Origin of the sequence: Chitinophaga sp. sic0106, from assembly GCF_019219075.1 — a bacterium.
Lineage (GTDB): Bacteria > Bacteroidota > Bacteroidia > Chitinophagales > Chitinophagaceae > Chitinophaga.
The window spans coordinates 179384-205066 of record NZ_JAHUWJ010000009.1 but is presented as its reverse complement, the minus strand read 5'-3'; the positions used below and the strand labels follow the sequence as shown (position 1 = coordinate 205066).

Below are 25683 nucleotides of genomic sequence, written 5' to 3'. Positions count from 1 at the left end.
GAAATGGCCGAAATATTTATCTTCGCCGTGAAGATTTTATATAGCCATGCAGAAATATCAAGACACCCTGGACTTCCTGTATCAGCAGCTGCCCATGTTTAGCAGAGTAGGCGCCAGCGCCATCAAGAAAGATCTTGATAACACCCTGGCCCTACTGGAGATCATTGATAATCCACAACATAAATTCAAATCTATTCACGTTGCCGGCACGAATGGTAAAGGTTCTTCCAGCCATATGCTGGCAGCTATCTTTCAGCAGGCAGGGTACAAAACAGGCCTCTATACCTCCCCTCACCTGCTCGATTTCAGGGAGCGTATCAGAATAAACGGGCAAATGGTCAGTGAAGATTTTGTGGTCTCCTTTACAGAGCAGATGAAATCTCATATCGCGGAAATCCAGCCGTCTTTTTTTGAGCTCACAGTGGCCATGGCATTCGAACATTTTGCGCAGGAGCAGGTGGACATCGCCATCATTGAAGTAGGGCTGGGCGGGCGTTTGGACAGCACCAACGTGATCACTCCCGAACTCTCTCTTATCACTAACATCAGCTATGATCACCAGCATTTGCTAGGCGATACCCTGGCACAAATTGCAGGTGAAAAAGCCGGGATCATCAAACATGATGTACCGGTGGTGATCAGCGAGCGGCAAGCAGAAACTAAGGATGTATTCATCGCGAAAGCTGCTGAAACCGGCGCCCCCATTTACTTTGCTGATGAAGAATGGATGGGCGCTGCCAACGGCACCAACATCACCAACACCCATTTGGAACTAACGTTACTGCATATACGTCAGCAACAAACGCATCACTACCAGCTGGACCTCAGCGGCCAATACCAGGAGAAAAATGTAATGGGCGTGCTTTCTGCCACTCATCAGCTTATTGCCCGCGGCTGGAAAATTACAGAAGCAGATATAGCAACAGCACTCAGTCATGTAAAGAAACTGACCGGCCTGCGGGGTCGATGGGAAGTGGTAAACCACCATCCGCTCACCGTGCTGGATGTAGGCCACAATGAAGCGGGTATCACCGAAATTGTGCAGCAGCTGCACCATGTTACCTATACCGCATTGCACGTTGTAACTGGTTTTGTGAAAGACAAAGAGGTAGAAAAAGTGCTGCCACTGTTTCCGAAAACAGCAAAATATTATTTCTGTAAAGCACAGATACCACGTGCACTCGATGAGGTGAGTCTTGCTGAAATGGCCGCCAGAAATGGCCTTCAGGGCCAGGCATATCCTACTGTGCAGCATGCCTTACAGGCAGCCAAACAACATGCCCAGCCCGATGATATGATATTGGTTTGCGGCAGCTTCTTTATAGTATCTGAAGCGATGTAAATTATTTAAACTGTAGCCGGCCCATATGCCGTAAGGCATAGAATACACAGGTTACGTGCAGACTTTGCAGCAGCTTATTTTCCAGGATGAGTTGCTGCAAGGCTTCAATCGACATCAGTTCAATTTCGATCTGCTCATTATCGTCCAGCTCCTGCTCTTTCACTTTAACGCCACCAGTGGCGAGGAACATATGCGTAAGGTTGTTCGTAGAACCAGGATTGGCTGACACGCTTCCCAAGGGTATAATTTCCTTAAATGCATAACCGGTTTCCTCCAACAGTTCACGCTCCATGGCAAATGCCGGTGAGGGATCTGTATCGTCCATAGTGCCGGCGGGGATTTCGATCAGCGTTTGTTTAAGGCCATGGCGGTACTGCCTGATCATGATAGCCTGGCCATCTTCCGTTAATGCCAGCCCGTTTACCCAGTCGTTATACTCCAGTACATAATAGGGATCTACGATACGGCCATCGGGCGTTTCACATTTATCTCTCCTGGCTGTCAGCCATGTATCCTTGAAAAGGTATTCAGACGACAGTAATTTCCAATCCATATGATTCATGATCTCTCCTTTTAATCCCAGTTCATACGCTCTTTCAACCCTGTTACGTGCGCCAGATGGTGCAGTCCGTGCCAGGAATAGGTAGCGGCGAGTGTTTTCAGGTTTATTTCTTTTTTGCTTTCCGGATGAAACACGGTACGCTCCCACTGCTCTCCTTCTATGCTTTTCAGCAAAGCAGTCCAGCGGGTATGCAGTGCATGCAACAATGTAAGGGAAATGTTGATCGGCGTGGTTTTCACGTCTTCCAGTTCCGCCCATGCTGCCTCATCGTACGGCTTAATGGTAGGGTTATCTTCTGTGAGTGCGAGTTTAAACCGCATATAGGCGTTGAGGTGAGAATCTGCCACGTGGTGTACCAGCTGGGTAACCGTCCATCCTTCCGGGCGGTATGGCGTATCCAGTTGTGCCTGATCGAGTGTTTGCACAGTAATTTCAAGCAACGACGGCAGATACCTGATATCATTGATAAAGCGTTGCAATTCTTCTGGGGTATAGTCGGCCTTCGCCTGGAAACGGCCGATTGGATATTTCAATGCTTCCATTATATACGGTGTTAGTTAGTCTTCTCTTAATTCTTTGCCGGTGAGGTGGATGAACACATCTTCGAGGTTGGCTTTCTTCACTTCTTTCTTACGCTCAAAACCTTGTGATACCAGCTGGTCTATCAGGGTGTCGGGAGATGCCAGTGCTATTATTTCTCCGCTGTCTACGATTGCGCAGCGATCGCACAGGAACTCGGCTTCATCCATGTAATGGGTGGTGATTACGACGGTGGTGCCTTGCGCTCTAACCTGCAAAATGAGGTCCCAGAGGCTGCGGCGTGCCTGCGGGTCAAGGCCGGTGGTAGGCTCATCGAGGAAGATGATCCTGGGCTTGTTGATCAGTGTGGTGGCGATGGAAAAGCGTTGTTTCTGGCCACCGGAGAGTTCTTTATACTTGTTTTTAGCCTTATCGGTGAGGTTGAATTTCTCCAGCAGTTCCAGTGGCTTCACTTCCTGGTTATAGAGTCCGCCGAACATTTCAATCAGTTCCGTAAGGGTCAGGTTCGGGTAGTAGCCGGAGCTTTGGAGCTGTACGCCGATGATCTTTTTTATTTCGTTGGGTTGCTGGTCCAGGTCATAGCCATCTACCTGGATGGAGCCGCTGGTCTTATCCCGCAGGGTTTCTATGATTTCGAGCGTGGTAGATTTTCCAGCGCCGTTAGGGCCCAGGAGGCCGAATATTTCCCCTTCATACACTTCGAAGCTGATGCCTTTCACAGCGGTAAAATCACCGTACTTCTTCACCAGGTTGCTCACCTCGATGATCTTTTTCTTTTCCATGGTGCCAAATTAGACATTAATTGCCAAAAGATAAAGGCAAGTCCTTGCGTGGACTTGCCCTTATTATTTGATGTAAGCCGAAATTAAACGCTACACTATTTCTTAATAAACACCTGTGTAAAGAAGGTGATGCGGCCATTGCCCTTGGCGGCGCCTATGCCGATGGTGTTATAGTCGCCCAGCATATTGCGGCGGTGGCCCGGACTTTTAATCCAGCCATTCACTACTTCTTCTGCATCGAGTGTACCATAGGCCACATTTTCAGCGGCGGCATTTACTCTTCCTATTTTTTTGGAGATGTTGGCCACTCGTTCTTCGAAGCCTTCGTGTCCGAAGCCGGTGCTGCCGTTGGCCATATCACGACTATGGCGTTCTGCCTGCTGGCTGCAGTAAGAATCGAGTTGTAAAGGCTTCAGGCCTTTGGTAGCCCTGAATTTATTGGTATAAAAAAGGATCTGCTCCTCCAGGGTGCCGCCCGCGTCAGTAGTATGACGGGTGGTAGCCCGGGAGCATGCACTTACCTGAAATGCAGTGAAGATGGCTACCAGTAAAGCAAAGATGCTGCGGCTTTTCAAAACGAACATAAAAATAATGGTTAATAATAAAAAATGATTAATGTGTATGTATAGAGACTAAAAAATTGTGCCAGAGTTTATTTTTAGGGAGATATAGGATGAGATTGTTTGAAAACCAGCGTTCACGGCAGGTTTGCATCCATAGGGATGACGGCACTGGTGTATGGCCGTATCACTTTCCAGCCCATGGATTCGTACAGGGAGCGGCCCATAGGAGTGGCTACGAGCACGCCATTGGATATGCCCATCTGATAGCCTTTTTCGGCGAGGGCGGTCATGATGCAGGTGCCCAGGCCCTTGCGGCGGTGGTTATCGTCCACCATAATACGGTCGAATATCAGCTGATCGCTTACGGGTATCAGGCGGCCGTTGCCGGCGGTATCACCTTCGGGCGACTTAATAACCGCCAGGAGGCCACCGGGAACGATGGTGAAGCTCAGGGTATAACCGGCCGGTAAAGGAGCGGCAACCGGTGCCCGGTGCCAATGGCAGGTCATCATAAAGCCTGGTTCAAGTATTTTCCAATGTGCGGGTAGCAGTGGCCGCACCGCCTCAACGGCAGCGCAGACCTTGATAAATACCAGCGGCCGGGTAATGGCGTTGGCTACCACCGCTATTTCCGGACATACCTCCGGGAATAGATAGCGGGCTACCTGGTCGGGCATATTTACATCAATGCGTAATGCGCCCTGACCGGCCACGGGAGCAGGAACTTCGCGGGAGATGGCCCAGCCCCGTGCCCATTTTTGGAGTAAGGAAAGGGAAAAACGCGTTGGCATCAGTAGTTTTTTTAAGCTGAAGAGCCGGAGTGCCTTCGGCACTCCGGCTCTTCAGCATTAGCCCGCCGCCAGAGGCGGCGGGCTAATGCTGAAATTATTTCTTATTCACAATATCTTTCCAGGTTTCCATCATATTCTTAGAACCTATGAAGATAGGTACGCGCTGGTGCAGTTGTGCCGGTTTCAGCTCCAACAGGCGCTGGCGGCCATTAGCCATCGACATTCCTCCGGCCTTTTCCATCAGGAAGGACATCGGGTTACACTCATAGCATAAACGCAATCTGCCTGATTTGTACTTACCGAAAGCAGGGTACATGAAAATACCACCCTGGATCAGCGTACGATGGATTTCGGCCACCATACAGCCAACGAAACGGTGGCGGTAGATGCGGTCGTTTTCATCGCGGGCCATGAAATGATCGATGGAGTCGCGGATATTTTTCTCGTAGAGATGGTAGTAGCCTACGTTTACAGAGAAGATATCGCTTTCCGGCGGGCATTTCAGGTTAGGGTGAGAGAGGCAGAATTCACCGATAGAAGGGTCCAGCGTAAAGCCCTGTACACTTCTGCGGGTAGCATATACCATCATGGTAGAGGAACCGTAAATGATATAGCCGGCTGCAATCTGCTGGGTACCTGGCTGCAGGAAGTCCTCCAGGTTACACTCCTCTCCTTCTGCCGACAAGCGGCGGTACACGGAGAAGATAGTTCCTATGGATACGTTCACATCGATATTGCTGGAACCATCCAGCGGATCGATCAACACCACATATTTCGACTTTTTGGAATGCTCATCGTTGAAGGCAATGAAGTTTTCATTTTCTTCAGAGGCAAGTCCACAGCAGTAAATGCTGGATTGCAGGGAGGCAATGAACTGATCATTTGCAAACACGTCCAGCTTCTTAACGGATTCACCCTGAACGTTGGTGGTACCGGCTTCGCCAAGGATATCGGCAATACCGGCCTTGTTAACTTCCACGTTTACTCTTTTTGCTGCGAGACCAATATCCCGCAGAAGGCCAGACAGCTGACCAGTAGCACCCGGATAGTTACGTAACTCCTGGATGGTGAACTCATCCAGTGTCATTACTCTTTGCTTGTGATTCATAACGTTAACTATAAGTTTCGTCAACGAAAGTACGCCAAATGGATTTTATTTTAATGAAACTGTCATTTCTCTGTAATCAGATTTTAAAACAATTCTAAACTTGACTTACTTTGCCAATTATTTGTTTAATAGATTCCAAAATATCATATGAAGGTTTTTAAGTTCGGAGGCGCAAGTTTAGAAAGTGTTGAACGCATCCGCCAGGTAGGTCAAATTATCCAGTCTTTCCCGGAAGATAAACTGCTGATTGTAATATCGGCCATGGGCAAAACCACCAATGAGCTGGAAAAGGTAGCACAGAACTACTTTCTGCGCAAGCGCGAAATCGCCGCCCAGTTGCTGTATAACGTAGAGCAGCAGCATATGGTGGTAGCGGAAGCCCTGCTGGGCAACCGGGAAAACCCATTGTTCACCCAACTGCAACAGTTTTTCACGGAGGCAGAATGGACCCTGGGCGAAAAACCAATGCGGACATATGATTATTATTACGATCAGCTGGTAAGCCTGGGTGAGCTGCTGAGCACCGCTATTGTGAGCGCGTATTTCAACAGTGTAGGTATCCGCAATACCTGGCTGGACGTTCGGGATGTATTTCGTACGGACGACAACTTCCGCGATGCCAACATCGATTGGGACTTTACCCAGCGCCAGGTCACCGAGAAAGTAGTGCCGCTCTTCAACAACACCAGCATTGTCATCTCCCAGGGATTCATTGGTAGTACCGACCAAAACGAAAGCGTAACCCTCGGCCGCGAAGGCAGTGATTACTCCGCTGCCGTATTTGCCAACATGCTGGATGCCGAAAGCCAGACCATCTGGAAAGATGTGGAAGGCCTGAAAAATGCCGATCCAAAGCTGTTCCCCAACACGGTAAACATCCCGGAGATTACCTACGGTGAAGTAATCGAAATGGCTTTTTATGGTGCACAGGTCATCCACCCTAAAACCATTAAACCACTGCAGAACAAACAGATACCACTGTATGTAAAATGCTTCCTGGATAAAAACCTGCCAGGTACCGTGATCAAGGAAGTAGCCGATATCAAGCAGCTGCCACCGATCATTGTGCTGAAGAAAAATCAGGTGTTGCTACATATAACGTCTAAAGACTACTCCTTCATCACCGAAGAGAAAATCAGCGGTATCTACGAGATTTTCCACGGTCTGAAGATTAAGATCAACCTGATGCAGAACGGCGCTATCAGCTTCTCCTGCTGTGTTGATAATAACCCGGAGAAGATAGAGCTGCTAATCAAAACATTACACAACGACTTCAAGATCAACTACAACGAAGGACTGGAATTACTGACCGTTCGTTACTACCAGGACAGCCTTGTGGAAGAACTGAGCAACGGCCACCCGGTGCTGCTGGAACAGCGCTCCCCTGCTACGATCCAGCGTTTGTGGAAGAAATAAACTTATCCCTAAATTATTATTTTTGACAGGCGGTGCAACTTTTTTCATACATGGGCGTCTTTAGAAAAACAGCCGTATGAAAAAAGTTGCTTTTTTATTTATTGGAATAGCGGGGGCCGTGGCCTGCGGGGGCAGTATGCTGGCTAGCCACGGGCCTGAATTATCCCCCGATGTACTCCCTTTCTACTTATTTTCTGCCGGCAACATCACCAAACCTGCCGGAACAACTGACCCGGAACCAGAGAAAAAATATTGCAATTCAAACACGGAAACCAAGGAATCACCCTGTAAAGTGTTGATGAGTAGCTTTTCAAATTTTAACATCAGATAGTCCACAAGGTTTTTAGCCTGAGATTTTGCTTGGAGAAAAATATATAACCGCCTCGATAGTATGAGAAAACTAATGATTGCGTTGGGAATGCTAATGCACCTAATGTTAACCGCCAATGCTCAAAAGTCTGCCGCCGTAAACGGTACCGTTTCGGTAAAAATCAGTGATAAAGCAGGAAAGCCCTTGCCTTTCGCCAGTATTCTGTTACGTAAAACACAAGACTCCTCTCTCGTTAAAGGAGAATTATCTACCGAAAATGGCACCTGCCACTTCAGCAATATCCCGGAAGGGGAATATTTCATCCAGGCATCACAGATGGGTTACAGCACCCGCTTTATTCCCAATTTCCTGATTGATGCATCCCATAAGAAATTCAGCTTCGACAGCATTGCGCTGGAGCCACTGACCAAAAGTTTACAGACCGTTAATGTAACTGCCCAGAAACCTTATATAGAAAGAGAACCCGGTAAAACCATCCTGAATGTGGAAAGCAGCCCTACCGCTGCCGGTAATACGGCCCTCGACTTACTGCGTAAGGCGCCGGGCGTGAACCTGGATAACAACGAAAACGTAATTCTCCAAGGCAAGTCCGTGCAGGTAATGGTAGATGGTAAGCTTACCTATCTCTCCGGAGAACAACTCACGAACCTGCTCAAAAGCACGCCCGCAGAAAACATTGCGCAGATTGAACTGATGACTACTCCTCCCGCCAAATACGATGCTTCCGGTAACGGTGGTATCATCAACATCAAAACCAAAAAAGGTAAAATGACCGGCATCAATGGATCTGTGAATGGTACCTTTACGCAAGGCTGGTACCCACAGATCAATGGTGGCGGTAACTTCAACTGGCGTACGGAAAAATTCAACCTCTATGGCAATGGTAGCCTGGGTGAGTACCGCAACTTTGTGCAGCGCGATTTCAGACGCACCTTCCGCGATGTGAATGATACTTCCATGCTCTCTCAGGATATCAAGCAAAAGAATAAATTCAACGACCGCAGCTATAAAGCAGGACTGGACTATTTCCTCAACGACAAACATACGGTGGGAGTACTGGTGAACGGTTATAACAACTCCTTCTCCTCCCGGATACCGAGTACCACCAACCTGTTTAAGCCAGGTATGGTACCGGATTCCATTCTGTCTTCCTATACTACAAACGACAATGACTTTGACAACATTGCCGTAAACCTGAACTACAAAGGTGTGCTGGATACCATGGGCAAAGAAGTGAGTGTGGATGCCGACTACGCCAGCTTCCGCAACCAGCGCCATATGATCCTCAATGATAGTATGCTGGACAATCATACCCACCAGTACCGTAACATGAACGGGGTGCAGAACAATGCTGAAACTAACATTACTATCAAAAGTCTGAAGACGGATATGGTTTTTCCATGGGGTAAGCAAGGTAAGCTCGAAACGGGCGCCAAAGTGAGCTTTGTGTCTACCAATAATGTCATGTTATATGATTCCTTACAGGGTGGCAAGTATGTAAGAGCATTTTCACAAAGTGATGAATTTGATTATAAGGAAGATGTATATGCTGCGTATGCGAGCTACAAGAAAAGCATCAACAAAACCAGCTTCAACCTGGGCGGGCGACTGGAATACACCCGCTCTAACGGTTACTCCCACACGATGGACAGCACGGTGGAGAATAACTACCTTAACTTCTTCCCGAATATCAGTGTGGAACAAAAGATCAATGATAAAAATAAACTTAGTCTGAGTTATACCAGGAGGATTGACCGCCCTGAATACGGCCAGCTGAATCCTTTCATTTTCTATCTTGACCGGTATACTTACCGCCAGGGAAACCCTTTCCTGAAGCCACAGTACACCAGCACCGGGGAGTTGAGCTATGTGCTGAAAGACAAATATATTTTTACGTTCAATGCGAGCAGGATCAATCATATCATTGAAGAGTTCCTGACGCAGGATAACGATACGAAGATTACAACGAGTACCGATGTAAACTATGACCATGCTGATTTCATGAACCTGAACGTAACAGTGCCGGTTGATGTAACCAAGTGGTGGCATATGGATAACAACGTGAATCTGGCTTATGCCAGTTACCTGGTGCAGGTAGGCAGTGGCCCGCTGGAAACGCGTACGAATTATAGCTACAGTGCCAATACTACGCAGTCTTTCAGCTTACCGAAGGATTACAAGATTGAGCTGACCGGCTTCTATCAGTCACCTTTTATCTTTGGTATATTCAAGGGGGATCCGCAATACAACGCCAACCTTGGTATCCAGAAAACATTCCTGGAGAAAAAGGCAACGGTAAAGTTGAATGTAAACAACCTGTTATCAGTGCAGTATTTTCGTGGAAGAGCGCAGTATGGTTCGTTGGATATGAGTATTTATAACATCTGGCAATACAGAACAGTAGGGATCTACTTTAGTTATAAATTCGGCAGTAACACCATTAAAGCCGCACGTGACCGTCAAACTGGTGCCAGTGCAGAGGCGAAACGCGCTGGTTGATTCCGTCATAATCAGTTTCAAAGGGCTGGTTGTTCGGTGGAGCAACCGGCCCTTTTTCGTTTAGCCGTGCGAACCATTGATATACAGCTCCAGGTTGGAGATGATATGTTTTTGGTCGTTAATAATATACTTCACAACATCGCCGATAGAAATAATTCCGATCAATTGATTTTGGTCATTTACGACAGGCAGGTGGCGGATATGTTTGTCCGTCATTTTCACCATACAGTCTTCAATAGAGCTTTCTACTGTAACGGTGTAAGGATCTGCTGTCATAATTTCGCTGATAAGCGTGTCTTTGGATGCCCGTCCCTTGAGGATAACGCGTCGGGCGTAGTCGCGTTCGGAGAAAATTCCAAGGCAATGATCATTTTCATCTACAACCGTTAATGCCCCAACATTACGATCTACCAGCATCTGAATTCCTTCGTACACGGTGTTGTCAGGACGAATAGCGTAAACTGCGTGACCCTTGGCCTCCAGGATGTTGCGTACTGTTCCCATGGTAAGCCTAATTTGGTGTTAAAAAATAGAAAAACGACTCTAACCTAAGATAACGAATTTTTCTGAAAATTAAAAGGCAGTGAATCCGGAAACGAATCAGGCCGGAAAACGGCAAAAAATGCTGTTTTCCGGCCTGAAATGTGTTAAAATATGCTATTCGAGAGTTTTCTCGCCTTTTACGGTGGCGGCCTCCTGCTGGTGCAGGTCGAACACCACGATTTCATTGCTGCCTTTTTTCAGCCAGGGGGCCGGGCAGTATAAGCGTTTCTGCGGGCCTATTTCCCAGTAGCGGCCCAGGTTATGGCCGTTTACCCATACAATGCCTTTTTTGAAGGCCGACAGGTCGATATATGTATCATTGGCTGCTGGGAGGTCGAAGGTGCCCTTGAAGAACTTACCTTCACGGCTATCCGCTGTGGAGGAACCTTTAGCCAGTTCCTGTACGTACTGCTCTGTCATAGGCAGGCGGTATTGTTCCCAGTTCATGAGGGTCATCCCGTTGAGGGTCACGCGGTCGGTGATGCCTTTACGGTCGATCATGGCTTCTGCAAAGTTGATACGTCCCATACCTTCCACCAGTATTTCCAGCACCGGATCTTTCACTTCAGATTTAGGCAGGGAGATGCTGTTTTCCCCGAGTCGGCGGTCGATCTTTCCTACATATTTTCCGTTGAGAAATACCGTGGCGTAATCATGCAGTTCCCTGATGGTCAGCTTCCCGCTTTTATGGCCGATAAGGGTGGTTTTGTACACCATAAAGCCATAGTCCTGCCCTACTGCTTCAAACGGTACCGGCTGTACTTTTTTCACGGCGGCAGGCAGGTGTTCCCATACTGTGGTAAATGGTTGCAGGGTTACCGGCGCAAAAGTAGTAGTTGGTATCGCTTTAGGTATGGCTGGTAATTTTTTTCCCTTCGGGAGATAGGAAGCCATCAGGTTACGCAGGGCCATGTATTTGGCAGTAGTATCCCCTTGCTCATTGATTGGGGCATCATAGTCGTAGCTGGTAACATCAGGTTCATAGCCCTTTCCGCCGGAGTTGGCGCCGGCCATATAGCCGAAGTTGGTGCCACCGTGGATCACGTATAAGTTAAAGGAGCGTTTGGTATCCATGAGGAACTTTACTTCCTTCACAATACCATCTGCGCCCGGGCGCTGCCATTTTTCACCCCAGTGGGTCAGCCATCCCGGATAGGATTCGCTGCTGAATGCCGGCACATTTGGGTTTTGTTTTTTCGCCTGTTCAAAGTCGGCTTCAGAGCTGCCGGAATCGAGTCCGATGGCTGCGCCGTCCACAGATCCTGCTTCCAGCATAAACGGCGTAGGGCCGTCGGCGGTATAGAACGGTACATTTATACCATTCTTTACCCACATATCTTTCAGTGTATAGAGGTATTGCTTATCGTTGCCGTAGCTGCCGTATTCATTTTCTACCTGCACCATTACGACAGGTCCGCCGTTGGTAACCAGCAGCGGCTTCACTTCTGTAGCAAGCGCGTTTACATAGCGCTGTACATTTTCAATGTAGCGCGGGTCCATGCAACGCACTTTGATGTCGGGCGTTTGCAGCAGGTAGGATGGCAGTCCGCCGAATTCCCATTCCGCACACACGTAAGGGCCGGGGCGCAGCATTACCCACATATTTTCCTCCTGCGCTATTTTTACGAATTCCGCAATGTTGTGATTGGAGGTGGTGAAATCGAATTTGCCTTTTTCTGTTTCATGGTAATTCCAGAAAACGTAGGCAGCAATGGTGTTGCAGCCCATGGCTTTGGCCATCTGTATTCTATGGCGCCAGTATTCGCGCGGGATACGGGCAGGGTGCATTTCCCCGCTGATGATCTGGTATGGTTTACCATCCAGCAGAAACTCAGATTTTCCAAGGGCAAAGGTATGTTTGCTTTGTGCATTCACGTCCTGACACAGCCAGCAGGATAAGGCTAACATCCCGCTTAGGATCACTTTTTTCATTGCTCTAAGTTGTAGTTGAAGTTAGGATAAGTGTACAAAATACGGCTTTTTGCGGAGGTAACATTTTTTTTGTGCCCGAAATTACCTGATGCTTTCGGCATCGGAGAATTTTGGGCAGGGAAGTTGGCGGTGCCCCTCCCCTGATAGAAGGTAATACCGCATTCAACGGCAGGCAGCTGGGCGTATAACACCCGACGTAGAAAAGCCGTAACTTAGTTCACATGGACCCCTACAAAGAAACCTTCTCCACCTGGGATAAAATAGCGCAGTTATACAAGGACAAGTTTATGGACCTGGATTTGTATAACGATACCTATGACTTGTTTTGTGCGCACATACCCGCGCAGCATGCCGCGATACTGGAGCTGGGCTGCGGTCCGGGAAATATTACCCGGTACCTGTTGTCAGTGAGGCCCGATTTTCGTATAGCCGGCACTGATATCTCCCCAAATATGATCAGCCTGGCGCAGGAAACGGTGCCGGAGGCCACCTTTCAGGTGATGGACAGCAGGGACATTCACCTGCTGCCACCCGGATATCATGGGATTGTAGCAGGGTTTTGCGTGCCTTATTTGTCGGCAAATGATGTGGCAAAGTTATTCCGGGACAGCTATGCTTTATTATTACCCGGCGGCGTGTTTTATTGCAGCTTTGTAGCAGGAGATCCGGTACAGTCGGGGTTTAAAGCTGGCAGTAGTGGCGACAGAACTTACTTTTATTATCACGATATGGAAGTAATTCAGCAGGAACTGACGGCCAGTCATTTTAAACTGATGGAGGTAATGCATAAAACATTTTACCGTGGAGACGCTACAGAAATACATACAATAGTAATGGCCCAAAAATGAAAAGCGCCGGCTCGGAGCCGGCGCTTTTCATTTTTGGGCTTACTAAAAAGTATAACGAAAGTGAGGAGAAGTGCGTAATAGCGGCATTGTTTCTATCACCCTTTTCAGTCAGCCCCTAACTATTAAATATTACCTTTTTTCAGTTCACTCACTGCGTGATCCGTTGCCCTGGCGGTAAGCGCCATGTAGGTGATACTTGGATTTACGCAGGATGAGGATGTCATGCAGGCACCATCGGTCACAAACACATTTTGTGCAGCATGTACCTGGTTGAAGCCATTGAGTACGGACGTTTTAGGATCGCGGCCCATGCGTGCGGTACCCATTTCGTGGATACAGTGGCCCGGAGGCGGTGCGCCATCGTAGCCGTGTACATTTTTAAGGCCTGCTTTTTCCAGCATTTCGATTGCACTCTCTTTCATGTCCTTACGCATTGCCATCTCGTTATCCTTGAATTCACAATCAATATCGAGGGTAGGCAGTCCGTATTTATCTTTCTTCTCTTTGTTGAGGGTGACTTTGTTTTCATAGTAAGGCAGGTGCTCGCCCCAGGAGCCGATGCCCATGCTCCATTTGCCAGGGTAGAGCTGTGATTCTTTGAACTCCACACCGATACCATCGGCGCCGTTGCCTCTGCCACGGCCTGCACCACCCTGATAACCGAAGCCACGAACGTAGTCTTTCTGCATCGTAGCTGCGTTCACGTTACGGAAGCGTGGGATGTAGATGCCGTTAGGACGGCGGCCTGCGTTGGAGTACTGATCTTCGAAGCCTTCAAAATCACCGCCGGCACCTACGCCGTAGTGGTGATCCATCAGGTTATGACCCAGTTGTCCGCTGTCGTTACCAAATCCGTTAGGGAAGCGGTCGGACACGGAATTGAGCATTACCTGTGTAGTACCTAATGTAGAGCCATTGAGGAAGATCACTTTTGCAAAGTAATCTACGGTCTGGTTCGTATGTGCGTCGAGGATGCGTACGCCGGTAGCCTTTGCCGTGTCTTTATCGTACAGTACTTCCAATACGATGGAGTCTGGGCGCAGGGTGAGGTTACCGGTAGCTGCGGCGGCAGGGAGGGTAACACCGTTGCTGCTGAAGTAGCCGGTATAAGGGCATCCGCGGGCACAGAGGTTGCGGGACTGGCAAGGTCCGCGACCGTTATGTTTTTGTGTAACGTGTGCTACACGGCCGATGGTAATGATACGATCGTTAAACTGCTCTTTTACGCGGGCGGCCACGTGTTTTTCGAGGCAGTTCATTTCCATGGCAGGCATGAAGATACCATCAGGCAACTGTGGCAGGCCTTCGGCCTGGCCGCTCACGCCGATGTAGCGTTCTACATACTCGTACCAGGGAGCAAGGTCTTTATAGCGAATAGGCCAGTCCACGCCATGGCCATCTTTAGCGTTGGCTTCAAAATCGAGGTCGCTCCAGCGGTATACCTGGCGGCCCCACATGAGGGAGCGGCCACCTACGTGATAGCCACGCAGCCAGTTGAAGGGCTTCACCTGGTTGTAAGGATTTTCCAGGTCGTTTACCCAGAACTGCTGGGTAGCTTCATCGAAAGCGTAGCACTGACTCTGGATAGGGTGCTTTTCCCGCATTTCATTGGTCTGACGGCCGCGGTGTTTGAATTCCCATGGGTCCATCATGGCGGTGGTGTAGTCCTTGATGTGTTCTACATTCCGACCTCTTTCCAGTACCAGTGTTTTAAGGCCTTTTTCGCAAAGTTCCTTTGCTGCCCAGCCACCACTGATGCCGGAGCCTACCACGATGGCATCGTAGGTATTTTCTTTTTCAGCTTTTATATTCAGGTTCATGTTGGCAAATTAGAAAAGGGTGAGCTGCCAGCAGATAACGTTAATGAATATACGTACTATGCTGCTGTCAGTCACCCTCGGTCAAATGAATTATAAGTTTCCTTTCTTCAGTTCTTTCACTGCAAAGTCAGCTGCGCGGGCAGTCATGGCCATGTAGGTGAGAGAAGGATTCACGCAGGCTGCGGAGGTCATAGAAGCACCGTCGGTAACGAATACGTTAGGCACTGCATGCAGCTGGTTGTTTCCGTTGAGCATAGAAGTTTTAGGATCGCGGCCCATACGTGCGGTACCCATTTCATGGATAGCCATACCTGGGTAGGAGCCGTTGTCGTAAGTCTTGATATTTTTCATGCCAGCTGCCTCGAGCATTTCTGCGGCGTCGTTCATCATGTCCACGCGCATTTTCTTTTCGTTCTCTTTGAACTCCACGTCGAATTTCAGTACCGGCTGGCCCCATGCATCTTTCACGGAGGTATCGAGGGTGACCTGGTTATCTTCGTAAGGTAAGCATTCGCCGAAGCCACCGAGGCCCATGGACCATTGTCCTGGTTCTACGAGGGAATCTTTGAAGTCTTTACCCACACCGATTTCAGCGATCCCTTTGCTCCACAGTGCACCGCGGCTGGCACCACCCTGGTAGCCGAAGCCACGGAGGTAGTCGCGCTTATCACTGCCAACATTGCGGTAGCGTGGGATATAGATACCGTTTGCACGGCGGCCGAAGGTGTATTTATCATCATAACCTTCCGCCATGGCAGAGGCGCCGGTGCGGAAGTGGTGATCCATGAGGTATTTACCCAGTGTACCGCTGTCGTTGCCCAAACCATTCGGGAACCGTTTGGAGATGGAGTTGAGCAGTACGAAGGTGGTACCAAGTGTAGAGCCGTTCACAAAGAAGATCTTCGCGTAGTACTCTGTCATTTGCTTGGTGTGTTTATCGATTACGCGAACGCCGGTAGCTTTACCTTTTTGTTCGTCGTAGATGATAGAATTTACGATAGAATCCGGACGCAGGGTCAGATTGCCGGTAGCCACAGCTGCAGGCAGTGTGGAGGACTGGGTACTGAAGTAAGCGCCGAAAGGACAACCGCGGCTGCAGAGGTTGCGGAACTGGCATTTTTCACGACCAGGCAGTGCCTCGGTGATGTTTGCCACGCGACCCATGGTCATGATACGGCCTTTGAAGGAAGATTCGATTTTTTTCTTCACATCGATTTCTACACAGTTCATGGGCATTGCCGGCATAAACTGTCCATCAGGCAGTTGCGGCAGGCCTTCGCGGGTACCGGAGATACCAGCAAATTTTTCTACATAGTCATACCATGGTGCCAGGTCCCGGTAGCGGATAGGCCAGTCTACGGCGATACCATCTTTCAGGTTGGCTTCGAAGTCGAGGTCGGACCAGCGGTAAGACTGGCGGCCCCACATGATCGACTTACCACCTACGATATCCGGGCGGTACCAGTCGAAACGTTTTACTTCGTTGTATGGAGATTGTGAATCGTTGATCCAGAATTTTTCGTTGTGTTCCGAGTATGGATAGTCGCGGCTCAGTTTAGGATGTGTTTCGCGCTGATCTACTGTGAGGCGGCCACGGTGAGGAAACTCCCATGGATCTTTCATCGCAGTATCGTAGTCTTTTACGTGCTCGAGTTGTTTACCACGATCCAGCATCAATACTTTGAGGCCTTTTTCAGTGAGCTCTTTAGCGGCCCATCCACCGCTAACACCGGAGCCGATTACGATAGCATCGTAAGTATTCTGCTCCTGTGCTTTAGTATTTAAGTTCATTGTGTACGGATTTAATCAATAAGAAAGAATTGGTATGGCACGGTGCCAAACCTACATCAACCATTAGCAGGGAGATAACCCGTTGTTATCAGGTAGCCCAAGCTTTATCACCTTTGTTATAAGGTACACATCCTTCGTATTTACCTGGTACGCGTACATAGCGTAATGCCTGTGTAGCGCCTGGCTCAGAAGTGAAGTAGCCAACCAGGGTCAGGTCTTTCATTGCCTGGAAGTAATGGGCAGCATCACCTTCTTTCTTATTATCACGTTTGTTGTACGCCACACGTTCCTTATCGATTTCGGTAAGTACTTCCGTGCGTTGTTCAGGAGTCAGCTCCAGGAATGTTTTCTGGAATTTCTTTTTGCTGGCTTCATCGATTTTTTTCAGACCGCTGAGGAACAGTTCCTGGTCCTCTTTCTTATAGCAATCGTTCATCATGGTGATGATGAACTCATCTACCTTAGCCGCCTTGGCACCTGGCGTATCGGTGGTAGGAATGATGGTATCCGCCACTTCAGCCACCATAGCTTTGGTCTGTGGTGTGTGAAGGTCATAATTTTTCGGTGCGGACCCTGTGCAGCTCTCTAAAGCTGATAACGTGGAAGCGGAAATGGCTGTACCCAACAAAATCGCCACATTCCTTATTGCGTCTCTTCTGTGCATAATGATGAATTGATTTGACCGGCTGGTAAGTTTAGAAAAAATTTAATAAAAACCAAATTAACATGGATGAAAGCGGAGGTTTTCTTGCGAAGCGGTAGGAGGATGTTAAGAAGGGGATGTTTTTTTGTTAATCTGTCCAGGATATACGTTTGCCCAAGGCAAACGTATATCCTGGAGCAGGCGGGCCGATGGGCCGCCTGCTCCGGGAAAATTGGGAACGATTGCAGCGCGTGAAGCACTGAGGAATGATTCACCGTTCTTTTGAGAGGGAGACCGCAGGTTTCCTCTCAAAAGGAACAGGGTCGGGACCAACTGGTCCCGACCCTGTTCCTTTATCTCTTATTATTTTCTTACAGCGTGTATTTGCCCTTATCATCGATCATCACCACCGGCAATTTGTGGTGCTTTTCGAAGTAGTCGTAAGCGGTACGGAGGTCAGCCCAGAAAGGGCGACTGATGGAATCCACCACTGGTACGCCTGACAGGTAATCGACCGACCTGCTGTTGCTGAATTTAACAGGAAACACATGCACTGGAATAAAGTCCTGGCCTGAGTTCTTGGCATTTACCGCGAGGATATACACCTCATCGATAAACTCATCAGTGAGCGGGATACAGCCTACAGTTATGCAGTTACCGTGGATATAGATCTCACTGCCCGGACGTTTGGGATCGCTGAGAATGCGGTCGGAAAAGTTCGGGTAATTGATACCGAGCGACAGGTGATAGTTGCTGTTAGGGTTGAAATCGTTGATATAATAGAACCCTTCAGGTACCTGGCGATCGCCTTCCCTGCGTTTAGGGCCCATTTTACCGGACAAGGTGCACACCCTGTAGGATTTAAAAAGGCGGAAGGTATCCTGGGGATTGTTTTTCACCCAGATTTCCATTTCGCTGTCCAGCTTGAAGGAACGGATAAAGATATACCTCGCAGGGTAAGCCAGTCCTTTCTTTTCAAACTCTTTACGGATCAGTTCTTCCTTCTGACGGTACGCCTCTCCTACTTTAGGGTACATCTTCTGGTTCTCAAGAAAAGATTGCTGGGCATATAAACTGCCCCCTGCCAACAACATCAATGCGAGTGCTAAAATTCGCTTCATACAAATTCAACAAAATTTTAAGTTAAGCCAGATTAATATACGCCAGGAAAAATAAGAAAAAGGCAATAAGGGAATAAAGTACCATGGCCACTTTCCTGCTTATAAACCGTAAAACATAGCTTTTGTGCCCAAGATAAATCAATATGACTGTGATAGCCTGAAAAATCCCCGCCAGCAAAAACAAAATCCCGAACAGCGTCTGTATACTCATAGACAACGAAACAATTACAAATTATATTGCATGTAAAGTTAAGTTATTGTCGGGGTACTTACAACCTTGTAAATTCCATTTTAACAATTTCGCGATCGGCATCGGAGGAATAGGTCGCCTTTAACGGGAACTTACCGCCGGAATAAGAGTAGGTGCAGGTGGAGGTTACCGCACGTGAAGACCTGCTGCTGGTCAGTGTTTCAGAGACCACGTTATGAGCCGATAAATTGGCCGGCTGCAGCTCAAGTATCCAGCGGAGGCCCGGGTGCTGCTGACGGGAATTTACTTTATTATCATAACGGTAACTGATACTGGAAAGGCGCAGAAACTTTGAAAACCCTGGCTGTTTACCATAATTATCCTGGCGGATGATGTCGCCGGCAGCATCCCAGGTAAACTCCTGGTAACCACTGTTGTCAAAATTGCCTTTCGATGGCTGTGCGGTAAACTGGTGGCGGGTGGTGAGCTGGCCGGCCTCGTTATACACCAGCGAATCGTAGGCATAAACGACCTCATTACGGTAATAACTGATGCGGGTTACCTGCCCTTGGGGGTTATAGTCCAGGCTGGTATTCACCTCATCTGCGGAGGTGCCATCTGAAGCCATGGTTTTCACCAGGCGACCATTGTCGTACACCGGCTTAATTACCTCATTGTAGTCACCACTCTCCCCTTTGTGCACTTGCACCAGGCGACTAATGGATTTGTCGGCATTGTACTCTACGGTGGTACGGCCTCCTGACGAGCTGATACTGGTCAGGTAAGTGGGTTGCGGTTCTCCAGGCACTGTAAAAGCGGAGCTTAGGCCTAAAACGGCCAGCAGTAAGGCATTAGCAGCCTTACGGGTCAAGTTGTTGTTGGACATAGGTTATCAATTAAAAATATATATTCTTATATATTCGGGTTGATATACGGAAAAATGGCTGAGTTGGATTGCTTTGTGGCAATAATTATATATTAATAAAATGTTAATAGGTGGAAATTATTGATAAGGAGTGCTATCGGGTTGCAGTGGGTTATGGATATAGTATTTGGTACAGACAATTCCCAGGTGAGGCCTAAAAAAATCCGGGACTGCGCAAGGCAGCCCCGGATGCAGGCTCTATTTTGTTGTTGTGATAAGCAGTTATTACAGGTTACCTCTCAGCGCCTGTTCTCTTTCGATAGACTCAAACAGTGCTTTAAAGTTTCCTTTACCAAAGGATTGTGCTCCTTTACGTTGAATGATTTCAAAGAAAACGGTAGGTCTGTCCTGGATAGGCTTGGTGAAGATTTGCAGCAGGTAGCCTTCATCATCGCGGTCTACGAGGATACCGAGCTTTTGCAGCGGTGCAATTTCTTCATCAATGGTCCCTACTCTTTCGAGCAGTGTTTCATAGTAGGAAGAAGGCACGGTGAGGAATTCCACACCACGGGCCTGCAGGTCAGAAACGGTTTTCACGATATCGTTGGTAGCGATAGCCACGTGCTGTACGCCGGGACCACCGTAGAAATCCAGGTACTCTTCGATCTGGGATTTCTTTTTGCCTTCTGCCGGCTCATTGATAGGAAATTTAACACGGCCGTTACCGTTACTCATCACCTTACTCATGAGAGCGGAATATTCCGTAGAGATATCGCTGTCATCGAAGGAAATCAGGTTCCTGAAGCCCATTACTTTTTCATAGAAGTCAACCCAGGTATTCATTTCATTCCAACCTACGTTACCCACGCAATGGTCTACATACTGCAAACCGGTATCGGCAGGATTGAAGGTGGTTTTCCATTCTTTATAACCTGGCAGGAATGCGCCTTTATAATTTTTACGTTCCACGAATACGTGAACGGTGTCACCGTAGGTATGGATACCGCTGCGTACCACTTCACCAAACTCATCTTTTTCAACGGTTGGTTCCATGTAAGGTTTAGCACCACGTTTTACGGTTTCTTCGAAGGCAGCACGTGCGTCATCAACCCAGAGGGCCAGCACTTTCACACCATCGCCATGTGCATTTACATGTTCCGCCATGGGATTGTTTGGCTGTAACGGGGAAGTGAGTACGAAGCGCAGCTTATTCTGCACCAGCACGTACGACACGCGGTCTCTAACGCCGGTTTCAGGACCTGCATACGCTACAGACTGAAAACCGAAAGCGGTTTTATAATAATGAGCAGCCTGTTTGGCGTTGCCAACATAAAATTCTACGTAGTCAGTTCCGTTTAACGGCAGGAAGTCCTGCTGGTTTTTTACTGTGGAAGCATTTGCAGTTGCTGTTTCCATAACTTTCAATTGAGTGGTTTAATGATTTTGTTGTTGTATTAACTATGGTTGTTTTTTGTGCGGATGTTATTCGGCCCAGCTCATGGTGTAGGACGCATCTTCTATACCCAGTGCTGCTTCGGTGATCTGCAGCGGATGGAAGGTATCTACCATTACCGCCAGTTCTTTCGTTTCTTTAGCGCCGATGCTCTTTTCCACTGCGCCCGGATGAGGGCCGTGCGGGATACCTGCCGGATGAAGGGTAATCATCCCTCTCGTTACATGTTTGCGGCTCATAAAATCACCATCTACATAATATAATACCTCATCACTATCGATATTACTGTGATTGTATGGTGCAGGTATGGCTTCAGGATGATAATCAAACAGCCGCGGGCAGAAAGAACAAACTACGAAGTTGGTACCTTCGAAAGTCTGGTGCACAGGCGGTGGCTGATGCACGCGGCCGGTGATTGGTTCAAAATCGTGGATAGAAAAGGCAAACGGGTATTCGCAACCATCCCAGCCGACAACGTCAAAGGGGTGGTGTTTATAATGAATAGGGTACATGACCCCTTTCTTTTTGATGTTGATGAGGAAGTCGCCCTCCTGGTCAATGGTTTCCAGGTTTTCCGGCTGACGGATATCCCGCTCGCAGAATGGTGAATGCTCCAGGAGCTGACCGTATTTGCTGAGGTAGCGCTTTGGATAACGGATAGGACTAAACGACTCTACAATAAAGAGGCGATTGACTTCCGTATCAAAGCTGATCTGATAGATGGTACCACGGGGAATCACAAGGTAATCGCCATATCCGAATTTCAGCTGGCCGTACTGAGTTTTCAGCGTACCGGAACCTTCGTGCACAAAGATCATTTCATCTGCATCTGCATTTTTATAGAAATAGGCCTCCATACTGTTGCGGGGGGAAGCCAGCACAATATGCAGGTCGTTGTTGACCAGCACCGCCTTACGGCTTTTCAGAAAATCCTCTTCCGGCTGGATGTTAAATCCCTGGAAACTGCGGTGCTTCAGCATTTTTTCTTCTGCTACCCTGGGCGCTACGCTGTAGGGTTCATCTACGCTTACGATTTCGGTAGGCGGGTGACAATGGTATAAGAGGGACGAATGGGACGAAAATCCTTCTGTAGAAAAGAGTTGCTCCGAATACAGGCTGCCATCCGGTTTGCGGAACTGGGTATGGCGCTTATGCGGAATCTGTCCTAGTTTATGATAATGTGGCATAACAGGAATTATTGAAAGAAATAAGTTGATTGAATTGGTGTATGATTATAATATACCGTCTGTGAATAATAAATGGTGCTGTTGAATGAGTTACCGTAGTGATTAACGAATCGCGAATGCGACCGGAATAGGCAGGTTATGAACGCTGCTGTAAAGTTACGCTAATTAAAAGGGTAATAGCCCTGCGGGGCAGGTAAAAGGAAGATTATGCCATAGCCGAATCCATGGCGAGGGTAGCCATAAGAAAATAGTAGCGAAGCTGACTATTGGAAGTATATTTTAATAACTCCGGCAATGCAGTTTGATTTACCTGTTAAAGTTAATGGATTTTTGTTTCAAAGCAATTTTTTGCGGATGGGTTTTAACAGCATAACCTTCGGTTTTGCCGGAACGGGTGCTGCGCTTCGCGCAGAAAACAACAAAGAAGACACCTAAAACGCGAATCAATGTCACAATATTGTCACCAAATGATATGAATTAATCATTCAGGTTACGTAACATTGATTTAACGCCTGCTATCAATTTACCTGAAATTCACAATAAAATTCAATTAACATCTACCTAAATTTTAAAATCACTAATAAAACATACAAAATTTGAAATTTTCATAAATATCCCCACTGCGCTTTAATTTACCGTTGTAATTATAGACTTTTGTAACGTAATCGTCATACAAACAATAGTGCTACAGAAAAATACATATCACTCCTCCTTCACTCCCACCTCTCAGCGGGAATGCATGAGCACTATTATTACCACCACCATTATTACAACCCCAGTGCGGGGTTAGTTTTCACATATCATCCAATGACCACCCAGGTGGTAACCAAACCGGAAGGATCGGAATATTTCTACGTATAAATTTTATTCATTATGCAAGTTTTAAAATTCGGCGGCACATCCGTTGGAAGCTCCAAAGCAATAGAACAAGTATGCCAGATATTAGTGAAGCATAAACCCGCAGGTAAATACGCCATCGTGGTATCTGCCATGGGTGGCATCACCGACAAACTCATCAACGCAGGTCAACTCGCCGGCGCTGGTCAGGAAGCATATAAATCTGTATTACAGGAAATCGAGACACGCCACCTCGATGCTATCCGTGAATTATTCCCGATTACTGCTCAAAGCAGCCAGATAAGCCAACTGAAAAAGAAACTCAATACCCTGGAAAACCTCTGTGATGGCATCTTCCAGGTGGGTGAACTGAGCGCACGCTCCCTCGATAAAATCATGAGCTTTGGAGAACTGATCTCCTGCGTACTGGTAGCAGAAAAGCTGAAACAACAAGGCCTCAACGCTACCTGTAAAGACAGTCGCCAGCTAATCGTTACCGACAGTAACTTCGGCCACGCCGCCGTGAATTTCCCTGCTACCAATCATAACATCAACGCATACTTTGCCGATTCCGCCGCCGACTACACCGTACTCCCGGGCTTTGTAGCCGCTACTGCCGACGGTGATACCACCACCCTGGGCCGGGGCGGCTCTGACTATACCGCCGCCATCATTGCGGCAGCCGTAAACGCCAGCGTACTCGATATCTGGACAGATGTGAGCGGCATGATGACCGCCGACCCACGCCTGGTATCACAGGCCATTCCTATTGCCCACATCTCTTATGAAGAAGCAATGGAACTCTCCCACTTCGGCGCTAAAGTTATTTATCCGCCTACCATCCAACCGGTAATGGATAAACGAATTCCGGTGTGGATCAAAAATACTTTTGCCCCGGAAGACTATGGCACCCTCATACAGGACAGCTCCGAACGCAGCATGGCCGTAACCGGCATCAGCGGTATCCAGCAGATAGCCCTGCTCACACTCGAAGGCAGCGGCATGGTGGGCATACCCGGCTTCTCCAAACGCCTGTTTGAAGCCTTACTACGGGAACGCATCAACGTGATCCTCATCACACAAAGCTCCTCAGAGCACTCTATCACCGTGGGCATACACGAAGGGCAGATGCTGCGCGCAAAAGCCGCCGTAGATGAGGAGTTTGCAACAGAAATACACGAGAAAAAAATAGAACCCCTGCTGGTAGAAAAAGACCTGAGCATCGTGGCAGTCGTAGGTGATAAAATGAAAAACCACCACGGTACCAGTGGTAAACTCTTTGGTACACTGGGCCGTAACGGGGTCAACGTGCGCGCGATTGCACAGGGATCTACCGAAAAAAATATTTCCGCTGTCATCAACAAAGCTGATGTTAAAAAAGCACTCAACCTCATCCACGAAACCTTCTTCGAAAAACCACTGAAACAAGTGAACCTCTTCGTAGCAGGCGCCGGCAACGTAGGTGGCAAGCTCCTGGAACAACTGCAACAGCAACAAAACTTCCTTCAGGAAGAACTGGGCCTCCAGATCCGCGTAACCGGCCTGGCCAACAGTAAAAATATGCTGCTGAGCGAATATGGCATCAAACTGAGCGACTGGAAAGAACAGCTGCCACAGGCAGATGCCAGCGACATACCGGGATACATTGCCCGCATTAAAGCACTGAACCTGCGCAACAGCGTATTTGTAGACAATACCGCCAGCGCTGAAGTAGCTAAAACCTACCACGAGTTCCTCCAACACGGTATCTCTGTGGTGACCTGTAACAAAATTGCCTGCTCTTCCGACTATCAATATTATAAGGAACTGAAAGAACTGGCGAAGAACTACAACGCCTCCTTCCTCTTCGAAACCAATGTGGGCGCAGGACTGCCGGTGATCAACACCCTAAATGACCTGATCCGCAGCGGTGACCGTGTACACAGCATTGAAGCAGTACTCAGCGGCAGCCTGAACTTTGTGTTCAACAATTTTGTAAATGGTGCTAACTTCCGTAACGTGGTACAGGCAGCGCAGGATGAAGGATATACCGAGCCAGATCCACGCATCGACCTGAGCGGCGTGGATGTGATGCGCAAAATCCTTATCCTGGCCAGAGAAAGCGGTGCCAAAATGGAAATGGACGATATCACCAACAACCTTTTCCTGCCACAAGCCTGCCTGGATGCCCCCACTGTTGCCGATTTCTACGATCAGCTGGATGTGCACGCCGACCACTTCAAACAGTTACTCAGTAACGCGGTGGCCGCAGGCAAACGCCTTAAGTTCGTAGCCCGTTATGAAGAAGGCAAGGCTTCCGTAGGATTACAGTGTATCGCACCAGAACACCCCTTCTATAACCTGGAAGGAAAAGATAACATCGTACTATATACCACCAGCAGGTATCGTGAACAGCCGCTGATCGTGAAAGGCGCCGGTGCAGGAGCAGATGTTACCGCTTCCGGCATATTTGCTGACATTATCCGTACCGCCAGGTAACGATTAACAATCTGATAATTTCCGTACCTGAAAATCAATGA

The 25683-nt window shown here is 48.1% G+C and carries 22 protein-coding genes; 7 read left to right on the top strand and 15 right to left on the bottom strand.

The genetic code is table 11. The features are described from left to right. The first annotated feature begins 46 nt into the window (after positions 1 to 46). Positions 47 to 1342 (top strand): folylpolyglutamate synthase/dihydrofolate synthase family protein, encoded by a 1296-nt coding sequence (locus KW844_RS15590; protein WP_255578482.1) that lies wholly within the window; start codon positions 47 to 49, stop codon positions 1340 to 1342. 1 nt (position 1343) lies between these two features. Here the strand turns inward: KW844_RS15590 and KW844_RS15585 are convergent, their stop codons facing one another. From KW844_RS15585 to fbp, 6 genes are all read right to left on the bottom strand, one after another. Beyond that, the gene (locus tag KW844_RS15585; protein ID WP_218377715.1) at positions 1344 to 1904 is read right to left on the bottom strand and encodes an NUDIX hydrolase; all 561 of its coding nucleotides are present in this window, start codon (positions 1902 to 1904) and stop codon (positions 1344 to 1346) included. 11 nt (positions 1905 to 1915) lie between these two features. Beyond that, positions 1916 to 2446 (bottom strand): YfiT family bacillithiol transferase, encoded by a 531-nt coding sequence (locus KW844_RS15580; RefSeq protein WP_218377714.1) that lies wholly within the window; start codon positions 2444 to 2446, stop codon positions 1916 to 1918. Positions 2447 to 2461: 15 nt separating this feature from the next. Beyond that, positions 2462 to 3226, bottom strand: coding sequence for an ABC transporter ATP-binding protein (locus KW844_RS15575; protein ID WP_218377713.1), 765 nt, complete (start codon positions 3224 to 3226; stop codon positions 2462 to 2464). A 95-nt stretch (positions 3227 to 3321) separates the two neighbouring features. Further along, positions 3322 to 3810, bottom strand: coding sequence for a CAP domain-containing protein (locus tag KW844_RS15570; RefSeq protein ID WP_218377712.1), 489 nt, complete (start codon positions 3808 to 3810; stop codon positions 3322 to 3324). A gap of 113 nt (positions 3811 to 3923) precedes the next feature. Continuing rightward, a complete protein-coding gene (locus KW844_RS15565; protein WP_218377711.1) occupies positions 3924 to 4580 on the bottom strand; it encodes a GNAT family N-acetyltransferase in 657 nt (218 codons plus the stop codon). 94 nt (positions 4581 to 4674) lie between these two features. Continuing rightward, positions 4675 to 5688, bottom strand: coding sequence for a class 1 fructose-bisphosphatase (gene fbp, locus KW844_RS15560; protein WP_218377710.1), 1014 nt, complete (start codon positions 5686 to 5688; stop codon positions 4675 to 4677). A gap of 147 nt (positions 5689 to 5835) precedes the next feature. Between fbp and KW844_RS15555 the strand changes: the two genes are divergently transcribed. From KW844_RS15555 to KW844_RS15545, 3 genes are all read left to right on the top strand, one after another. Further along, a complete protein-coding gene (locus tag KW844_RS15555; RefSeq protein WP_218377709.1) occupies positions 5836 to 7104 on the top strand; it encodes an aspartate kinase in 1269 nt (422 codons plus the stop codon). A gap of 76 nt (positions 7105 to 7180) precedes the next feature. After that, complete coding sequence (locus KW844_RS15550; RefSeq protein WP_218377708.1) at positions 7181 to 7435, top strand: hypothetical protein; 255 nt, start codon at positions 7181 to 7183, stop codon at positions 7433 to 7435. A gap of 60 nt (positions 7436 to 7495) precedes the next feature. Beyond that, positions 7496 to 9934 (top strand): outer membrane beta-barrel family protein, encoded by a 2439-nt coding sequence (locus tag KW844_RS15545; protein ID WP_218377707.1) that lies wholly within the window; start codon positions 7496 to 7498, stop codon positions 9932 to 9934. A gap of 60 nt (positions 9935 to 9994) precedes the next feature. Here the strand turns inward: KW844_RS15545 and KW844_RS15540 are convergent, their stop codons facing one another. Together KW844_RS15540 and KW844_RS15535 are read right to left on the bottom strand one after the other, a co-directional pair. Then, complete coding sequence (locus tag KW844_RS15540; protein WP_073086155.1) at positions 9995 to 10438, bottom strand: CBS domain-containing protein; 444 nt, start codon at positions 10436 to 10438, stop codon at positions 9995 to 9997. A gap of 153 nt (positions 10439 to 10591) precedes the next feature. After that, the gene (locus KW844_RS15535; RefSeq protein ID WP_255578481.1) at positions 10592 to 12409 is read right to left on the bottom strand and encodes a glycoside hydrolase family 35 protein; all 1818 of its coding nucleotides are present in this window, start codon (positions 12407 to 12409) and stop codon (positions 10592 to 10594) included. Between the two features lie 221 nt (positions 12410 to 12630). Between KW844_RS15535 and KW844_RS15530 the strand changes: the two genes are divergently transcribed. After that, a complete protein-coding gene (locus tag KW844_RS15530; protein WP_218377706.1) occupies positions 12631 to 13257 on the top strand; it encodes a trans-aconitate 2-methyltransferase in 627 nt (208 codons plus the stop codon). A 122-nt stretch (positions 13258 to 13379) separates the two neighbouring features. On the opposite strand, the gene KW844_RS15525 is transcribed toward KW844_RS15530, so the two are convergent. The 7 genes from KW844_RS15525 to KW844_RS15495 all read right to left on the bottom strand — a co-directional run bounded on the left by KW844_RS15525 (position 13380) and on the right by KW844_RS15495 (position 22327). Beyond that, positions 13380 to 15077 carry a GMC oxidoreductase gene (locus KW844_RS15525; protein ID WP_218377705.1) on the bottom strand — a complete coding sequence of 566 codons (1698 nt, stop codon included), beginning with the start codon at positions 15075 to 15077 and terminating at the stop codon, positions 13380 to 13382. Between the two features lie 90 nt (positions 15078 to 15167). Further along, positions 15168 to 16868, bottom strand: coding sequence for a GMC oxidoreductase (locus KW844_RS15520; RefSeq protein WP_218377704.1), 1701 nt, complete (start codon positions 16866 to 16868; stop codon positions 15168 to 15170). A gap of 88 nt (positions 16869 to 16956) precedes the next feature. After that, positions 16957 to 17532 (bottom strand): gluconate 2-dehydrogenase subunit 3 family protein, encoded by a 576-nt coding sequence (locus tag KW844_RS15515; protein ID WP_218377703.1) that lies wholly within the window; start codon positions 17530 to 17532, stop codon positions 16957 to 16959. Positions 17533 to 17882: 350 nt separating this feature from the next. Further along, on the bottom strand, positions 17883 to 18632 hold the full coding sequence (locus KW844_RS15510; protein WP_218377702.1) for a murein L,D-transpeptidase family protein: 750 nt from the start codon (positions 18630 to 18632) through the stop codon (positions 17883 to 17885). A 269-nt stretch (positions 18633 to 18901) separates the two neighbouring features. Further along, the gene (locus KW844_RS15505) at positions 18902 to 19708 is read right to left on the bottom strand and encodes a hypothetical protein (protein ID WP_218377701.1); all 807 of its coding nucleotides are present in this window, start codon (positions 19706 to 19708) and stop codon (positions 18902 to 18904) included. A 264-nt stretch (positions 19709 to 19972) separates the two neighbouring features. Beyond that, positions 19973 to 21103, bottom strand: a complete 1131-nt coding sequence (gene hppD / locus KW844_RS15500) for a 4-hydroxyphenylpyruvate dioxygenase (RefSeq protein WP_218377700.1) — start codon at positions 21101 to 21103, stop codon at positions 19973 to 19975. Positions 21104 to 21169: 66 nt separating this feature from the next. Continuing rightward, positions 21170 to 22327 carry a homogentisate 1,2-dioxygenase gene (locus KW844_RS15495; protein ID WP_218377699.1) on the bottom strand — a complete coding sequence of 386 codons (1158 nt, stop codon included), beginning with the start codon at positions 22325 to 22327 and terminating at the stop codon, positions 21170 to 21172. A 294-nt stretch (positions 22328 to 22621) separates the two neighbouring features. Between KW844_RS15495 and KW844_RS15490 the strand changes: the two genes are divergently transcribed. Then, positions 22622 to 22762: a hypothetical protein gene (locus tag KW844_RS15490; protein WP_218377698.1), complete on the top strand. Its 141-nt coding sequence runs from the start codon at positions 22622 to 22624 to the stop codon at positions 22760 to 22762. 438 nt (positions 22763 to 23200) lie between these two features. After that, the gene (gene thrA / locus KW844_RS15485; protein WP_218377697.1) at positions 23201 to 25642 is read left to right on the top strand and encodes a bifunctional aspartate kinase/homoserine dehydrogenase I; all 2442 of its coding nucleotides are present in this window, start codon (positions 23201 to 23203) and stop codon (positions 25640 to 25642) included. The last annotated feature ends 41 nt before the right edge of the window (positions 25643 to 25683 follow it).

Bases quoted from the DNA above. Each gene is read 5' to 3' on its own strand.
- KW844_RS15585 (WP_218377715.1), bottom strand. From the start codon at position 1,904: ATGAATCATATGGATTGGAAATTACTGTCGTCTGAATACCTTTTCAAG.
- hppD (WP_218377700.1), bottom strand. From the start codon at position 21,103: ATGGAAACAGCAACTGCAAATGCTTCCACAGTAAAAAACCAGCAGGAC.
- KW844_RS15565 (WP_218377711.1), bottom strand. From the start codon at position 4,580: ATGCCAACGCGTTTTTCCCTTTCCTTACTCCAAAAATGGGCACGGGGC.
- KW844_RS15575 (WP_218377713.1), bottom strand. From the start codon at position 3,226: ATGGAAAAGAAAAAGATCATCGAGGTGAGCAACCTGGTGAAGAAGTAC.
- KW844_RS15535 (WP_255578481.1), bottom strand. From the start codon at position 12,409: ATGAAAAAAGTGATCCTAAGCGGGATGTTAGCCTTATCCTGCTGGCTG.
- KW844_RS15525 (WP_218377705.1), bottom strand. From the start codon at position 15,077: ATGAACCTGAATATAAAAGCTGAAAAAGAAAATACCTACGATGCCATC.
- KW844_RS15495 (WP_218377699.1), bottom strand. From the start codon at position 22,327: ATGCCACATTATCATAAACTAGGACAGATTCCGCATAAGCGCCATACC.
- KW844_RS15590 (WP_255578482.1), top strand. From the start codon at position 47: ATGCAGAAATATCAAGACACCCTGGACTTCCTGTATCAGCAGCTGCCC.
- KW844_RS15550 (WP_218377708.1), top strand. From the start codon at position 7,181: ATGAAAAAAGTTGCTTTTTTATTTATTGGAATAGCGGGGGCCGTGGCC.
- KW844_RS15540 (WP_073086155.1), bottom strand. From the start codon at position 10,438: ATGGGAACAGTACGCAACATCCTGGAGGCCAAGGGTCACGCAGTTTAC.
- KW844_RS15515 (WP_218377703.1), bottom strand. From the start codon at position 17,532: ATGCACAGAAGAGACGCAATAAGGAATGTGGCGATTTTGTTGGGTACA.
- KW844_RS15545 (WP_218377707.1), top strand. From the start codon at position 7,496: ATGAGAAAACTAATGATTGCGTTGGGAATGCTAATGCACCTAATGTTA.
- KW844_RS15570 (WP_218377712.1), bottom strand. From the start codon at position 3,810: ATGTTCGTTTTGAAAAGCCGCAGCATCTTTGCTTTACTGGTAGCCATC.
- KW844_RS15505 (WP_218377701.1), bottom strand. From the start codon at position 19,708: ATGTCCAACAACAACTTGACCCGTAAGGCTGCTAATGCCTTACTGCTG.
- KW844_RS15555 (WP_218377709.1), top strand. From the start codon at position 5,836: ATGAAGGTTTTTAAGTTCGGAGGCGCAAGTTTAGAAAGTGTTGAACGC.
- KW844_RS15490 (WP_218377698.1), top strand. From the start codon at position 22,622: ATGCAGTTTGATTTACCTGTTAAAGTTAATGGATTTTTGTTTCAAAGC.
- KW844_RS15510 (WP_218377702.1), bottom strand. From the start codon at position 18,632: ATGAAGCGAATTTTAGCACTCGCATTGATGTTGTTGGCAGGGGGCAGT.
- KW844_RS15530 (WP_218377706.1), top strand. From the start codon at position 12,631: ATGGACCCCTACAAAGAAACCTTCTCCACCTGGGATAAAATAGCGCAG.
- KW844_RS15580 (WP_218377714.1), bottom strand. From the start codon at position 2,446: ATGGAAGCATTGAAATATCCAATCGGCCGTTTCCAGGCGAAGGCCGAC.
- thrA (WP_218377697.1), top strand. From the start codon at position 23,201: ATGCAAGTTTTAAAATTCGGCGGCACATCCGTTGGAAGCTCCAAAGCA.
- KW844_RS15520 (WP_218377704.1), bottom strand. From the start codon at position 16,868: ATGAACTTAAATACTAAAGCACAGGAGCAGAATACTTACGATGCTATC.
- fbp (WP_218377710.1), bottom strand. From the start codon at position 5,688: ATGAATCACAAGCAAAGAGTAATGACACTGGATGAGTTCACCATCCAG.